General features: G+C 37.9%; 15 protein-coding genes. 1 reads left to right on the top strand and 14 read right to left on the bottom strand.

Annotated features, from left to right (window positions below; all coding sequences use genetic code 11):
• Window positions 1-10: 10 nt before the first annotated feature.
• The 14 genes from HO345_RS00480 to HO345_RS00415 form a co-directional block, all read right to left on the bottom strand.
• Window positions 11-334, bottom strand: coding sequence for an STAS domain-containing protein (locus tag HO345_RS00480; RefSeq protein ID WP_010694679.1), 324 nt, complete (start codon window positions 332-334; stop codon window positions 11-13).
• A 9-nt stretch (window positions 335-343) separates the two neighbouring features.
• The gene (locus HO345_RS00475; protein WP_253683351.1) at window positions 344-2470 is read right to left on the bottom strand and encodes a SpoIIE family protein phosphatase; all 2127 of its coding nucleotides are present in this window, start codon (window positions 2468-2470) and stop codon (window positions 344-346) included.
• A 3-nt stretch (window positions 2471-2473) separates the two neighbouring features.
• Window positions 2474-3925, bottom strand: coding sequence for a PP2C family protein-serine/threonine phosphatase (locus HO345_RS00470; RefSeq protein WP_253683350.1), 1452 nt, complete (start codon window positions 3923-3925; stop codon window positions 2474-2476).
• A 71-nt stretch (window positions 3926-3996) separates the two neighbouring features.
• Window positions 3997-5178, bottom strand: a complete 1182-nt coding sequence (gene dnaJ / locus HO345_RS00465) for a molecular chaperone DnaJ (protein WP_253683349.1) — start codon at window positions 5176-5178, stop codon at window positions 3997-3999.
• A 37-nt stretch (window positions 5179-5215) separates the two neighbouring features.
• Window positions 5216-7156 (bottom strand): molecular chaperone DnaK, encoded by a 1941-nt coding sequence (gene dnaK, locus HO345_RS00460; RefSeq protein WP_253683348.1) that lies wholly within the window; start codon window positions 7154-7156, stop codon window positions 5216-5218.
• Between the two features lie 19 nt (window positions 7157-7175).
• Window positions 7176-7889, bottom strand: a complete 714-nt coding sequence (locus tag HO345_RS00455) for a nucleotide exchange factor GrpE (RefSeq protein WP_253683347.1) — start codon at window positions 7887-7889, stop codon at window positions 7176-7178.
• 402 nt (window positions 7890-8291) lie between these two features.
• The gene (locus tag HO345_RS00450) at window positions 8292-8585 is read right to left on the bottom strand and encodes a hypothetical protein (RefSeq protein ID WP_253683346.1); all 294 of its coding nucleotides are present in this window, start codon (window positions 8583-8585) and stop codon (window positions 8292-8294) included.
• A gap of 101 nt (window positions 8586-8686) precedes the next feature.
• On the bottom strand, window positions 8687-9694 hold the full coding sequence (locus HO345_RS00445; protein WP_253683345.1) for a formylglycine-generating enzyme family protein: 1008 nt from the start codon (window positions 9692-9694) through the stop codon (window positions 8687-8689).
• 39 nt (window positions 9695-9733) lie between these two features.
• Window positions 9734-10186 (bottom strand): hypothetical protein, encoded by a 453-nt coding sequence (locus HO345_RS00440; protein WP_253683344.1) that lies wholly within the window; start codon window positions 10184-10186, stop codon window positions 9734-9736.
• Complete coding sequence (locus HO345_RS00435) at window positions 10186-10485, bottom strand: hypothetical protein (protein ID WP_253683343.1); 300 nt, start codon at window positions 10483-10485, stop codon at window positions 10186-10188. Before HO345_RS00435 ends, HO345_RS00440 begins: the two co-directional genes overlap by 1 nt.
• Before the next feature lie 495 nt (window positions 10486-10980).
• On the bottom strand, window positions 10981-11757 hold the full coding sequence (locus HO345_RS00430; protein ID WP_253683342.1) for an ABC transporter ATP-binding protein: 777 nt from the start codon (window positions 11755-11757) through the stop codon (window positions 10981-10983).
• Window positions 11744-12502, bottom strand: coding sequence for a precorrin-6A reductase (gene cobK / locus HO345_RS00425; protein WP_253683341.1), 759 nt, complete (start codon window positions 12500-12502; stop codon window positions 11744-11746). Before cobK ends, HO345_RS00430 begins: the two co-directional genes overlap by 14 nt.
• A complete protein-coding gene (cobJ, locus tag HO345_RS00420; RefSeq protein ID WP_253683340.1) occupies window positions 12499-13221 on the bottom strand; it encodes a precorrin-3B C(17)-methyltransferase in 723 nt (240 codons plus the stop codon). Before cobJ ends, cobK begins: the two co-directional genes overlap by 4 nt.
• A gap of 26 nt (window positions 13222-13247) precedes the next feature.
• A complete protein-coding gene (locus HO345_RS00415) occupies window positions 13248-14864 on the bottom strand; it encodes an ATP-binding protein (protein WP_253683339.1) in 1617 nt (538 codons plus the stop codon).
• A 383-nt stretch (window positions 14865-15247) separates the two neighbouring features.
• On the opposite strand from HO345_RS00415, the gene HO345_RS00410 reads away from it, so the two are divergent.
• A complete protein-coding gene (locus HO345_RS00410; RefSeq protein ID WP_253683338.1) occupies window positions 15248-16021 on the top strand; it encodes a phosphatidylethanolamine N-methyltransferase family domain-containing protein in 774 nt (257 codons plus the stop codon).
• Window positions 16022-16024 lie beyond the last annotated feature (3 nt).

The raw sequence follows: 16024 nt of genomic DNA, 5'->3' as shown, positions 1-16024 counted from the left end.
TAAAAATTATTTATATCTCACCAATGGAATGGATAATATTAAACACATCTGAAAACCCTGTTGAATCCAAAGCCATTTTTACATCCTTGGCCGGATTCAACACATACATCTTGTGTCCGTTATCCTCACCATCATTATGGGCAGACATAAGCACTCCAATTCCCGACGATGATAGTGATGTTACCTTTGATAGATCCAAAATTGTATCGTGATCTTTAATTGCCGAATATACTCTTTTTTCAAAATCGCCGGATGTATATAAATTAACAGGGCCTTCTATAGACAATAATAAGCATCCGGATACCTCTGATTCATTAATAATTAAATTTTCCATAAAACCTCCTTATATATGTTTAAATGTCATGATAGTAATATCATCTTCAATTTCATGAGCAATATAATCCAAGAACGTTTTATATATCGCATTAGAAATCTCTTTAGCAGACTTAGTCTTATTCACTGCAATTAAACGGCTTACTCTCTCATTTCCGAATTTGTCGCCTTTTAAATTCTTGGAATCCAACAAACCGTCAGTAGTAAATACTATAATATCATTACGGTTCATTGTAATTTTTCTGACCTTTAAAAAGGGACGTATATTTTTTACAAAACCTAATACTCTTCCCTCTCCCTGTATTTCGATAACATTTTTATAAGAATCAATATACATAGACATGAGAGGAATACCGCAGTTAAGATAATATATTGTTGAAGTCTTAAAATCCATAATACCGAAAAGCCCCGCAAGGAAAGTTCCTTTAGGAAGATTATTCTTAATAAAAGAATTTATTTTTACTACAAGCTCCTTAAAATCAGAAGTCTCCGAAAGATAAGTATGCATAACAGACTTTAAAATAACCATTGACATACTTGCACTTAATCCTTTACCGGAAACGTCTCCTATCAAAAATAAATATCTATCTTCAGACAATCTAATAAAGTCGGTAAAATCGCCTCCCAATTGGTGAGCCGAAAAGGCAACAGAATCCACATCAATAACTTTCTTTTCAACAATATCTATATTTTTTTGGATTGAACCGATAATTTGATCGGACATTTCTATTTCTCTATCGAGAATAAGAACTATATCCTGCTTTGCTATATTCCGCAAATAATATACAACTAAAAAGAAATAAGAATAAAGACTGTTTAAGACATCAAAGTCATATGTAGTATAAGCCTCTCTTCTTTTTTTAGAAGAAATGGAAATAACTCCTATCAATTTTTGACCTTCACGTACACAAATCAATATTTCGGCATAGGTACTGTTCATAAAACCGATTAATTCACTTCTTACACCGGAAAAAGCAGGGTTTGTCAAAACTTGAGATCTCATTATGACCTGAATATTTTCATTCAATAAAAATTGAAAAATAGGTTGAGCAGCATCAAAAGTAGAAGTTACATTTATCGTCGAATAAACAGGTTCCAATATTCCGCTTTCACTAGTAATCAAAATATTGATAGCGCCGGCATTTAGCTGATCCAATAAAATATTAGAAAAACTTTCCATGACTTTTTCACGGCCTTTCGTATAGTCAACTTGCTGTAGTTTTTCCTCTATAGCTTCTGCATATTCGGAAGTATCACCCAAAAACCATTTAAATCTTTGAGAAACAAAATTCCTAATAATAAGAAAAACAAGAGCCCCTATAATCAACAAAACAACCTGAAAATAAAAATTACGGACATAGGTAAGAACCCATGAAGCCCAATATCCTGTTACGGCAGCAAACACTAAAATAAAAATCAAAAACCTCAATAAGGCAAGGAATAGTTGTTTTCTATCATATACCATTGAGGTTGAAAATCCGAATGAAGTAAAGAAAATTAGAAGCAAATATCCGAGAGGTGTTATAGCTATTGCCCACGAAAAAATAGTAGAAAAATAATAAACAAAACTCCAAAGAATTACGCTAAAAAGAAGAGCCAGAAAATAAATTATCATCTGCTGTCTGTAAATTCTACTTTCTTCCTTAAAAACTTTATATAGAGAAATCAACATTGCCAAAACAGGTACAAACAAAAGGAGGGTCCTTTCAAAAATACCTGAGGCAGGATTTCCCGCTATCATAAGTGATGTGAATTTAAAACCTGAGAGAGGATTCCAAAAGAAACCTTTTATAAAGAAAATTGCCAATGCAGTAATTCCTAAATGTAAAATACCATTAAGCACTGTAAAAGGAGTATTTTTTTTACGCTCAAAATAAGGCATTTTAACAGTAAACTGCAAGGTAAAAAAAGAAATCAAAACCATCCCTATCATGAAAAGTTTCGATATAATAGAAACGATACCGGAAAAATTGAAATATAATGCTAATATTAAGGTCAAAAAAAGCAAGGTCGTTATTACCGTCATTCCGGCAACCATAAAAAGGCTTTTTGCATAAGGCTCTTTTTTGACAATAAGGCTTATAGCCAATATCGTTAAAACAACAAGAAAAAAGAATACAAAAACAATCAGACCCATAATTTACCCCTTAACCTTAGCACACATTATAGTAATGTCATCTCTCATGGGCTGATTACCTGCATGAGCATAAGCCATACCGGCAACTTTTCGCACTATATCATCTGCACTATATTGAACAAAAGATTTTATAGATTCCATGTACATATCGGTCTCTGCTAATTCAACGCCTTCGCCATTCATAGATTCAGGAACACCGTCTGTCATCATCAAAATTACATCACCCCGATAAAGAGGCCTTTCACGCACTTCTATTTTATCGAAGTCAATGATACCTACAATACTGCAAGTAGATTCAAGTACCTTTACCTTGTAGCCGTCCGGAGATTCCGTAAGAATCATCGGATCTTCCATTGAGGCATTAACATATTTTATAGTCATTTTTTCGGTGTCAACTAAACCTAAAAATAAAACCGTATACTTATCCAAAAGGCCCATTCTTTTTATGGCGCTGTCTACTGCCAACACAAGAGCAGGAAGATCTTCTTTATTTTTTGCTATTTTAATTGTATTTACAACAATACCCATAACCAATGCAGCTGAAAGGCCCTTACCGGAGACGTCCCCTACAACTAGGAGGGTCTTATGCTCATCAATCTTTATAGCATCATAATAGTCTCCTGATACGTTTACAAGGGGTTTAAAATAAGCCGCCAACTCAAGCATAGGCATCTCAGGGAGCTTTTGAGGTAAGAAAGCCTTTTGTGTGTTTGCAACCATATTCCATTCTTGGCTTAATTCTGAAAAGTATAAAAGTTGTTCAAGAGTAGAAACCCTGTTTTGATAAGTCAAAAATTCCGAAAACATTGTATTAAAAATCTCAGGTTCAACATCGTTAAAATAACCGCAAATAATAAAAATTTGCATTTTTTCTAAGATTACCGCAGCAATACGTGCATCTTTAAGTTTACATCCCTGCATATCTGCATTAAAAAAATAAACTCCCGGCTTATATTCCACTGTAATTTCATGCAGAGAAGCAAAAGTTTCGGGAGAGGAAATAAATCTTGAAGTACTATTATATAATACGACATTTTCTATAGAATCTACAAGCATTACCGAACAGTCACCCGAATACTCAAGCTCATTACTTATGGTATCTATTAAATTTTCTATAGTGTAACAAAACCGAATTTTTTTCAAAAATTCCGCAAAGACCTTAGTTTTAGGTTTATCATATTCTCTACTTTCTATTTTCTTATAAGAGGTACGTATAAGCGAGTCAGTAAATATTGCAACAATGACAAAAACCAAAGCTCCTATAATAAACCTGTGCACTTGAGTCATTTCAGGAATCCTTGCCAATCGGCTCAAAGCCAGAGTCATATCATTAGCCGAATAAAATTTACCTAAAAACAAAAATCTTGGGCTGACAAATATCAAGAAGAGAGCAAAAACACACCCCATCCCAATACTTATCAGAATATTCGAAAGTAATTTACGTAATTTTATCATTATGATCTTCTCCAGCTTTGGAGGTATTATATCATAAAATAAAATAAAAATAAAGTGTAAAGTAAAATTTTTTAAGGTAAATCTTTTAAAGCTATTAAACTTGGATTTTCGTTTTCTCCTTCAAGCTCTGAAATTTCCTGTAAAAGTTTTTTTGACTTCGAAGAAAGCCTTGAAGGAATTTGCACTTGAATTTGAATATAGAGATCGCCCTTTCGGCCTATTCCTGAAGGAACGCCTTCACCCCTGATTCTTAAAAGTTTTCCGTTTTGTGTTCCGGCCGGAATTTTAAGTTTTAAGGTTTTTTCGTCAAGGGATTTTATGTTTATTTCTCCGCCCAAAGCAGCCTGAGTCATTGAGATGGGAACTGCACAATATAGGTCTATTCCGTTGCGCTCAAAATGAGGATGAGCTTGAACAAAGATAAATACAAAGAGGTCACCGTAGTCTCCGCCTGCCTGACCTGCATTTCCTTGACTGGGAATAGTAATCCGTTTTCCGTTTTCGACACCGGCAGGAATAGTAACGATTATACGCTGTTTTTTGCGCTCCAAGCCGTTTCCGCCGCATTTTTTACACGGTTTTTCGATTATGGAGCCTTCGCCGCCGCAGGTAGGACACGGCCTCGATATAGAAAAGAAACCGGTACTTTGACGCACCTGTCCCGTACCCTTACAATCTGGACACATTTTTTTTGAGCTTCCGTTTTCACTGCCTGTTCCGTGACATTCGGAGCACTTTTCATTGCGGGTATAGCTTAACTCGGCTTTTTTGCCGTAAACGGCATCAACAAAAGAAATTTGAAGATCATAGCGCAGGTTAGAACCGCGGATAGGGCCTGCATGACGGCCGCCGAAACCTGATGAACGGGAAGAAAACCCTCCTCCGAATAAATTTTCAAAAATATCCGAGAAACTTCCGCCGAAAATGTCTTCAAAACCTTGGAAGGCAGAAGGATCATAGCCTCCGCCGCCCGCCATTCCGTCTACGCCGGCATGGCCGAATTGGTCATACATGCTGCGCTTTTTTTCGTCGATAAGAATTTCATAAGCTTCGGTTGCTTCTTTAAATTTTTCTTCAGCAGCCTTATCCCCTTGGTTTTTGTCGGGGTGATATTTGATTGCTAATTTTCGATATGCTTTTTTGATGTCATCGTTCGAGGCTTTTTTATCTACGCCCAAAACCTCATAATAGTCTCTTTTAGATGCCGGCACTAAAAACTCCCAGTGTAAAAATTTGGGAACCTCTAAAAACATCAGTTTTTAGAGGTTCCTGTTTATTAAGTCTTAAAATTTATTTATCATTATCATCATTTACGACTTCATAGTCAACATCATCGGCTGTGCCGGTTTTGGGACCTGAAGTACCGTAATCGGTTCCCGCTTGGGCGCCCTGAGAACTGCCGGCATTAGGATCGGCTCCTGCTTGAGCTCCCTGCTGCTTGTACATTTCTTCTGCAATCTTATAGGCTGCCTGCTGAAGGCTTTCGGTCTTTGCCTTAATATCAGCGGTATTATCGGAATTAAGAGCCTGTCTTAAATCGGCTATTGCAGCTTCAATGTTTTGCTTATCGGCAGCACCGATCTTATCTCCCATTTCTTTGAGAGTTTTTTCGGTTTGATAAATAAGCGAGTCGGCATTATTTTTTGCTTCAACCTTTTCTTTTTCCAGCTTATCGTTTTCGGCATTGGCTTCAGCTTCTTTTACCATTCTATCAATTTCGCTCTCGCTTAAGCCGCTTGAGCTTTCGATTCGGATATGCTGTTCTTTTCCTGTTCCGAGGTCTTTTGCCGAAACGTGAACAATACCATTTGCGTCAATATCGAAGGTAACCTCGATTTGCGGAACTCCGCGCGGGGCGGGAGGAATACCTACGAGGTCAAAATTGCCGAGGGTTCTGTTTTGGCTGGCCATACCGCGTTCTCCCTGCAATACATGGATAGAAACGGCAGTCTGTCCGTCGGCGGCTGTCGAGAAGACCTGACTCTTCCTTGTCGGAATCGTAGTATTTCGGTTGATAAGGGGTGTAAATACGCCTCCCATCGTTTCGATACCCAAAGAAAGAGGAGTAACGTCCAAAAGAAGAACATCTTTAACATCTCCGCCCAAGATACCGCCCTGAATAGCGGCACCCATTGCTACGGCTTCATCGGGGTTTACGCTCTTAGAACCTTCTTTGCCGAAGATTTCCTTTATAATCTGTAAAATTTTAGGCATTCGGGTTGAACCGCCGACCAAAAGAATATCATCGATTTTATCGGGAGTTATACCCGCATCTTTTAAGGCTTTTCGGCAAGGCTCCTTTGTTCTTTCAAAGAGGTCTTCCGTCATCTGCTCAAACTTTGCCCTGGATAAGCTCTTTTGTAAGTGCTTAGGCCCGTTTGCATCGGCTGTAATAAAGGGTAAGTTTACCTCCGTATTTGCAACCGAAGAAAGCTCAATCTTTGCCTTTTCAGCGGCTTCGCGTAAACGCTGTAAGGCCATTCTGTCTTTAGATAGGTCAATGCCCGTATCTTTTTTAAACTCGTCAACAAGCCAGTTTACTATTCTGTTATCAAAATCGTCACCGCCGAGGTGGGTATCTCCGTTTGTCGATTTTACTTCAAAAACGCCGTCACCCAATTCAAGAATCGAAATATCGAAGGTTCCTCCTCCGAGGTCATATACGGCGATTGTTTTTTCTTTTTTAGAATCCTTGTTAAAACCGAAGGCCAAGGAAGCGGCAGTCGGCTCGTTTATGATTCGCTTTACTTCCAAACCGGCAATCTTTCCGGCATCCTTTGTTGCCTGTCTTTGTGCATCATTAAAATAAGCCGGAACGGTTATAACGGCCTCGGTTACGCTTTCGCCCAGATAGTCCTCGGCTGTTTTTTTCATTTTTTGTAGAATAAAGGCGGAAATTTCCTGTGTGGAATAAAGTTTTCCGTCAATGTCGATTCGTACATCTTCTCCCTGAGGTACGATTTTGTAGGGAACGCGTTTTAATTCGTCTGTGAGCTCGCTATATCGATGCCCGATAAAGCGCTTTACCGAATAAACGGTTCTTTCAGGGTTGGTAATCATTTGGTTTTTTGCAGGCTGGCCTACAACCCTTTCATCTTTTGAGGTAAAGCCTACAATGGACGGAGTTGTTCTTCCGCCTTCAGAGTTCGGTATAACGACGGGCTCACCGCCTTCCATTACCGATACGCAAGAGTTTGTTGTTCCTAAGTCAATTCCAATAATCTTTCCCATTTTCAATATCTCCTATAACCTAATTTTCGTTTTTTTTATCGGCGGCTTCGCTTTCTTCCGCCTTTTTTTCATCCTGCTTTTCGGCAGGCATTAGTACCATTACCTTGGAGTGACGAATCACTCTTTCTTTTAGCTTGTAGCCTTTTTGAAGTTCTTCTCCTACAACAGCCTCTTTTACATCGGGAGACTGAATCATTGAAACGGCTTCGTGAAGGTTGGGGTCGAAGGCTTCTCCCTTTGCGGGATAATAGCTAAGCCCGTACTTTGAACTCAGCATAGAAACCATTTGGTTCTTTATCATTACAACGCCTTCAACAAAGGCATTGTTTGCGGCCTCTCCGCCTTGAGTTTTGCCGGCCTCTATAGCTCTGTCAAAATCATCAAGCACCTGCACAAGGTCCAAAAGCAGATTGCTGTTTGCATAGTCTATTGCTTCCTGCTTTTCCCTAATCATGCGCTTGCGGTAGTTTTCAAAATCCGCAGCCTTACGCAAATACTGATCCTGCCAGTCCCTGCAAATAGTTTCAAGCTCTTCTATCCGCTTTTCAGGACTTAACACATCATCATTTTTTTCAGGTTTTTCTTCTTGCGGGGTTTCTTTTGGAGCTTCGCAACCGCATCCGGCTCCTTGTTCATCTTTCACGGCAGACTCATCTTTAGGCTGAAGGTCTTTTTCAAGGTCTTCCTTTTCCGCCTGTTTTTTGTCGGCCTGCTTTTCATGATTTTTGCTCATTTGAACTCCAACTATCCTATATCTTATAAGAAGATACTAATAGAAAAAAAAATGGTCAAGAGTTTTTGAAAAATCGTGGCAGAAAATTTACAAAATATTGCGGTATTAGAGGTTACCACATATAAAAAACGCCGATTATTCCCGCATAAGAATAACCGGCATTAAAAAGTTCGGATAAAAGTTTCTTGACCTTGAAACTCCGTTGGTTGTTACCCTCCCCTATGACCCCTCCTATCTTCAAAAGAACCGCTTAGGGGCAAGCCCCTAAGAACCCCTCGTCTTTACAAAGGCGAGGATAATTTAACCGCAAGGGGCAAATGTAAAATCGGCAGTTTCGAGCCTGTAATTCATAAGGGCAAAATTGTTCTGATAAACCTATATGATTAAAACAGTACTGTATCTCTATAACTTATTTAGCGGAACCAGTAAATAATCATTTCTTATTATCATCACATCTTCATTATAGGTGTTATTACATTCTTTACAAAGTGGAACTATATATATGGTTTTACTTTTCAATTTACCATCTTTATCACATTTGTACACATGTGACCCGCATTTATTATCATCATCAAGCTTATTATCGCAATTAGCATTTGAACAATATGCAGGACAGCTTTCTCCTGTATATTTTTCCCATTTTTCAATCATAGATCTTTCCTCTGCTTCACGATTACAATTTTTAACATAGGTCATTTTAATTTTCTCCTTAAATCATTTCCTTCTAAACCGCCCTGTGGGCGGTTTAGAAAAGTTAAATTCTTATAACAGACAGCAGAAGCTGTCTGTTATATCCCCTATGGCCGGCAAGCCAAGCGGAAGCCATAACTGGAGTGTCTATTGTAAGGACTACCTCCGTGACGGTAGCATACAATGCAGCTCTCCGCACTATAGTCACAACCGCCGCCTCGCATAACTCGGCTCGTACCCGTAGCTGGGCCCGGATAGTCTTGAGGGAAAGTATTCCCTGTATGGATATCCGCATGCCAATCCCAGCACCATTCCACGACATTTCCCGCAATATCGTAAAGACCATACCAATTAGGTTTTTTCTTCTTGACTTCGTGAGTTTTTAAATCAGAATCTCCGCCATCAATATTTGAATACCAAGCATATTCTATTAACCTGTTCTTTTGATTTGTATTCGACCATATATAGTTTTTTCCTCCCTTGGCAGCCCATTCCCATTCAGCCTCCGTTGGCAGTCTAAAACCGCTTTTATTCATATCAAGCTCTGCCTTATTCCAATCTACATTATCAGTGGTAGGGATTTGATCAAAGGTAAGAGTTTCAAAATCAACCGGAGTTCCTCCAACCTTTACAGTATAGCAGGGGTCAAGACCAAGCTTGAGGCTCAACTTATTACAAAAAGCTATTGCATGATACCAGTTGATATTTTCCACAGGACGCTTTTCTTGACTTTCTCCCGATGCAGGGTTGGATTTAAAAAAACTTGGGTTTTTATCCATAACCTTATACCATAGCTCTTGTGTTACTTCTGTTTCTCCTATAAGATAGGCCGAAAGCTGTATATCATGTAATCCATTATCATACAGATACTCTGCTCCCAGCTGATTCCCGGCACCGCTTACAGCCTTTATAGACTTCATCATAAAGTTTACACCATCAAGGGTATAAAACTTTCCGGGAGTGTTAGGAATTACTTCGGAAGATTCACCTCCGCCGGATTTTCCCTGACCTGTAGGACAGCCTGTAAATAAGAGCCCCGCAACCAACAACAATGCAGTAATTGATACTGCCCGATTTAAGACCTTAGTCTTAAGCTTGAAATTAGTGTTTTTCATAGCTAATCTCTCCTTTAAAATAATTTAATTTTTGATAGCTTATTCTCTAAGCCATTTTTCATTTAAGTCTATTATGTTCTTGTATTTGGAAGAAACTCCGAACTTATCAGGATATGTTTTAACCATTTCGACAATATAATCCCGATACTCAGCCTTCCAGTCTTTTTCTTTGAAATAACCTTTTTTTATGCAAAAGCAAAGTCTATCTAAAGAGTTAAACCAATTTTCCAAAGCCGTATTTAGATAAGCTTCATCAGTCGAGATAAGATTCGCGGTATCGGCATTTCCTGTTTTTAGTTTTACTTCAATTTCATGGGCTATATCATCTACCTTGGATTTTCTTAAATTTATTTCTTCTTCAATAGACAATACATTAAGCAATAAAGAAATATCTATTTGCTTGCGTAATTTTAATAATTGAGTAAAAGCTATACAAAGCCCTAAAATTCCTAGAATACAAGAACAAATTGAAGTTATATCTTGTATAACCATTAAACCAAACCCAGTTCTTTTTTTGTTTGTTGGATCAATTCCAAAAGTTTTTTTACATTTTCATTCGTCTGATGGGCTGACTGGCTTTCATCCATTTTTTCCAGTACTGAGCCATTATCAAGAACTTTTGTGTATTTTTTGGCAAGACCTTCTAAACTTGAAAGGAAAACTTCAACTTCATCTTCAGTTTTTCCAGCTTTTATAAGTCCCAAATTCATCTCATATACTTTTTTTACATCAATATTTCCTTTTGATTTTATTTCTTCAAAAAGATTATTAGCCCATATTTTAGGATTCATATACAACTCCTTTCCCGTACTTTACGGTATGTTTAATTTAGATTTTATTATTCTACACTTATCCCAAAGGATAAGAGCTCCCGGCTTTTCAATTTATCTTGCACATTAATCCCTCATTTCCAAATCATAACTGTCTCCCTCCTTTTAAATAGGACAAATTTATACAAAAAACCACAAAACCGAATAAATTCAGCAATGCGGTTTATAAATTGAGAAAAATAAGAATTATAATCTTTAATTAGAGATATTTTACTTAATGGAGAAATTGGGGGGGGGGGGGGGGTAAACTTAAGCTAACATTTTTCGGCACAGTACCGGCACACAAAAAATTAGAATGAGAAAAGTTGAATTTTAAGCCTAAGTAAGATTTTACTCTCATACCTACTATTATACTTCAAAATATATAAAAAAACAAGTCGTTTTGGACTTTGTTTAACCGTAAATATACAAAGTGTGCAAAAGAAATTCTAAGAATCTTAATAATGCCGGAGCGGCCTACAATCTCTTTTCAGGTATAACAACCGGATAACCCGCAGCGTTAAAGATTTTAGCTTCAATGTTGTAAATATTCAAAATATTTTGAGGATTCAGAACCTCTTCGGGACAGCCTTGTGCAAAAATTTTACCTTCTTTCATAGCAAAAAGGTAGTTGCCGTAACGGGCTGCTTGATTTAAGTCGTGAAGAACCAAAACTACCGTAACCCCGGTTTCCTTGTTTAGACGGTTTACGAGCTCCAAGAATTCTATTTGATGGGCCAGATCCAAATAGGTGGTAGGCTCGTCAAACAAAAGGATATCCGGCTCTTGGGCAAGGGCCATAGCGATCCAAGCTCTTTGTCGTTCGCCGCCGGACAGGGTCTCCAAGGTTTTGTCCCGCAAAGCAAAGGTATTTGTAAGCTTCATAGCTTCTTCTATTATCTTTTTATCGGAAGCTTCAAAACCCTCAAACCATTTTTTATGGGGATAACGGCCGAAATAGACCAGTTCTTCGATGCTTATATCGTCAGGGTTTTTATTTTGCTGTAATAGGATAGAAACTTTTTGGGCGAGTTTTTTGGAATCCATTTTTGAGATGTCTTTTTCTTCGATAAAGATTTTGCCGGAAACGGGTTTTATAATTCCTGCGATGCTTTTTAAAATGGTGGACTTTCCCGAAGCGTTGGGCCCGATTATCGAAACCACCTGCCCCTTTTTTACCCTTAGGCTTAAATTTTGAACAACAGGTTTGTCGCCGTAGGAAAGGCTTAAATCCTCTATCCTAAGCATGTCCATATTTTAAAACCTCTTTTTTAAATTCTTCAAATTCGATAATACCCTCTTCTTTTCCGCGTCCGAGAATTAAGGCTTTTATATTTAGAGCTTCACAGGCGGCGAGTTTTTCCCTTGTGCCTCCGGCATCTCCGCTGTCCTTCATCACAACATAGGAAGCTCCATATTCTTTAAACATAGCTTCATTTAAATTTTGAGAAAAGGGGCCTGTCATGGCAATTATGTCCTGAGTCGCAACTCCTGCATTTTTGCATTTTTCTATACTGTCTGCCGTAGGTAAAATTCTATATACAAAGCGGTTCGAGGAGCGGAAAGCTTCAAAGTCCGAAACGGTTTTGGAACCTGTCGTAAAAAAAACCGTAGAAGATTTTAATTCTTTTAAAAATGAGCAAAGGTCTTCCATATCCTCAAAGGTATAAAAATTATTTTGCTCTAAGTCCGTTGAAGATTGTGAAGTTCCTCGGGTAAAGCGCAAATATTTTATGTTCAAGTTTTGTGCGGTTTTTTTTGCATTTTGAGAAACGATTAGGGCATAAGGATGGCTTAAATCGGCAATGAGGCTTATTTTTTCTTCAATACAAAATTGTTCCATTTGAAGAGCATCCATTCTGCCGATTTTAAGTTTATGATTTTTAAAAAAGTCCTTGCTTTCTTCCGTTGCAACGCTCATTATATAGGGTACGGTTTTTACTTTTAAAAAATCCGCAAGGCTTCCGGCTTCAGTGGTTCCGCCTATAATCCAGATCATTTAATCTTATATCCTCGCGGGGTAATTATTTTTCCGTTTTGAATGTAGGTATTGCTGTTGCCTATTATTATCAGGCTGAACATATCTATTTCATCGTAATTTATTTTTTGAAGCTCGGTAAGGGTAATTTTTTCGTTATTACGGCAGGCATTTTTTACTATGCCTACGGGCGTTTGGGGCGCCCTGAATTTTAAGATTATATTTACGGCTTCTTCGATATAATCGGAACGGGTTTTAGATTTTGGATTGTAGAGGGCAATTACAAAGTCGCCCTCCGCCGCTAAGCCGACTCTTTTTTTTATAACCTCATAATCGGTGAGCCTGTCGGAAAGGCTGATAAGAGCCGTATCGTGCATTAAGGGAGCGCCCAGCCTTGAAGCTGCAGCAAAGGCGGCGGAAATACCCGGAATTATTTCGACATTTAAATCGGGAGCAAGCTCCAAGATTGGTCCTGCCATTCCGTAAAGACCGGCATCGCCTGTGCTTATAATGCTTACGGTTTTTCCTTCCTTTACCTTTGAAACTGCATACTTACATCTTTCAATTTCGCCGGTCATTCCCGTTTGAAAAACCTCTTTGCCTTCGATAAAGGGTTTTATATATTCAATGTATCCTGAATAGCCTACGATTATTTCGGATTGCTTTAAGGCCTCGGTCGCCTGAGCCGACATATATTCCGCCCCGCCAGGGCCTATACCTACAACAAATAGTTTACTCAATTTTATTTCCTCGCTTGTAACTCATTTTATAAAAGAGTTTCGGTTTTCCAGTCTTTTATGGTGCGCTCTTTTTCATCAAAGGAGGAACCGATTAAGACAATTTTTTTACCGCTTGATTTAAAAGGAACTGCATAGCCTTTTTCTTTTATCTGTGCTATTGCATCTTCCGAGCTTCCGTTTCCGTCAAGTTTAAATTCAAAGATATAAATTGTATCTTTTGTATGAACAATACAGTCTGCTCTTCCGGCTGCACAGTGTATTTCTGTTTCGACAAATTGACCCATCAGCTTAAAAATCAAATAAACGGCAGTCTGATAGTTTTGCTCTCTAAGTTTTAACTTTTCTTTGGGAAGATTATCGTAAGGAATTCCGGCAATTATGGACTTCATTCTTTCCATAAAGCCGTCCATATTTCCCCCTTCAATATCTTTAGAAAATTGGGCAACGGAATAAGCCGCTTCCGAGCTTTTAATATCTGAATAGACAGGCAAAAGATTGCTTAAAAAACCGTAACGCACTTCATCATTAGGAAAACCCAAAGAATAAAGCTTGTATTTTGAATCATAACTTTTTATTGTTAAATATCCTGCCTGAAACAAAATCGGCAGAGGATTTTTTGTGTCGGCTCGGTAATCGGCTAGACCGGCTTCATCAAGCTCAACATTTCCGTCTAGGTCGGGAATATTATAGTGAGCATCCTTTAGGTAGTTTACCAAGAAGGTCGGAGTGCCCGTAGCAAACCAATAACTGCCGGCATTGTTTGCCGAAAAAACATTTAAAACACTGAATGGGTTATAGACACTTTCTCCTACGCCGGCAAACAAGTAGCCGTCATATCGTTTCTTTAAAAGTTCTACACAAGATTCATAGCTTATCTTTTCTTTTTCTGCCAAGGCCTCAATTTCAGGCTTAAAAGTAAGGTGCAATTCTTTTTCGGTAATACCGCAAATTGAAGAGAAAGCCTCGTGTAGACTTATATCCTGTAAATTATTTAAATCGCTAAAAATACTTATCTTACTGAATTTTGTTACGCCCGTTAAAAACGAAAAGCGGATATATTGATCACAAGTTTTTAAAACCGAATAAAAAGATTTAAGAGTGCTGCGGAATTCTTCGTTTAGGGCTTCATTTACATACATTGTTTGTAAGAGGGGCTTGTCATACTCGTCTACGAGGATAACAACTTTTTTTCCGGTTTTTTCATAAGCCCTATTGATGATACCGGCAAAACGGGCGGTCAAGCCGTCATCCGTTTTATTGCTCCCATATATTTTTTCAAAATCGGTAAGATGGTAATTTAGAACCTGCTTTACGCCTTCTTTTTCGTTATACTGCCCCATATTAAAATCCAAGTAGAGGACAGGGTATTCAGTCCAAGGCTCCGAGCCTTCCGACCTAGCTCTTTCTTCTTCCGCCTTTTCAATATATAAACCTTTAAAAAGGTCTTTCTTTCCCAAAAAATAAGCTGCAAGCGTAGAAAGGAAAAGGCTTTTTCCAAATCGGCGCGGGCGGCTTAAAAAATAGGGCGATGAGGTTAAAATCAGCCTAAAAAGATGCTCCGTTTTATCAACATAAAGATATTTATCTGTTCTAAGTTTTTCAAAACTTTGAATACCGACAGGCAGCTTTCTGTAAAGATTCATTATGAGCCTCCTTAGCCTTTCTTTTTTATAATTATATAATAAAAAGCTCTTATGTACAAGCTGAGATAAACTATTCAACTTAGAACCCTATAATTATATGAAGACGGGCAAGGAGATAATGCCTAAAAAGGAGTTTGCATGAAACAATTATTTACAGTAACTCTCCGAAACGGCTATGCTTTTAAGCGTGCATTTGTTAATAAACAAGGTCAAGACTATTGTAAAATCTTTAACCGAACGTTATTATAATAATGGTTCTGCAACGAGGTAAAGTCTTTATTTTTCAACTAAGATTTTCTCTCAAGCACATATCATCTCTGCGTTTTTTTTGTATCTGCACTGTCTCTTGACTCTGATGCACAGATATTCTATACTTAATAACTATGGATCAACTGATATTTACTTTTAATATTGCACAACTTGTCTTATTCGGCGTAGGCTTAATTTGTTTTGTAGTACTGTTTTTTGTTCCGGCCGGATACGGTAAAATGATAAATAAAAAATGGGGCTTTTCTTTTAACAATAAAATTGCATGGTTTGTGATGGAAGTTCCTACGCTTATCACTATGATTGTACTAATGTGTGTATGGGCTAAACCTGAAAATTTTGTAAGAATTATAATAGGCCTTTTTTTTGTACTGCACTATGCTCAACGCGTTCTAATCTTCCCATTTTTATTAAAAGGAAAAAGTAAAATGCCCATCCTCATCGTTTTGATGGGAATCACATTTAATACGATAAATGCCTTTTTAATAGGTGCATGGCTTTTTTACCTTTCCCCCAAGACCATGTATCCTATTTCATGGCTTTATGATCCGCGTTTTATAATCGGCGTTCTTATTTTTTTACTCGGAATGGCCATAAATATAGATTCGGACAAGTATATACGCTCCTTAAGAAAGCCGGGAGATACCGCACACTATTTTCCGCATAAAAGGATGTATAAATATGTTTCAAGTGCCAATTATTTCGGCGAAATATTGGAATGGTTCGGCTTTGCTCTTTTATCATGGAGCTTTGTCGGCCTCTTGTTTGCCTTTTGGACCTGTGCCAACCTTGTTCCTAGGGCCTATACTATAAATAAAAGATACAGGGAAGAATTTCCTGAAGAATTTGCAGCCTTAAAACCTAAGAGGGTGTTTCCTTTTATATTTTAACGA

This window comes from Treponema denticola (assembly GCF_024181645.1).
Taxonomy (GTDB): domain Bacteria; phylum Spirochaetota; class Spirochaetia; order Treponematales; family Treponemataceae; genus Treponema_B; species Treponema_B denticola_A.
The sequence above is the reverse complement of the archived record's forward strand: the minus strand, read 5'-3'. Positions and strand labels throughout refer to the sequence as shown.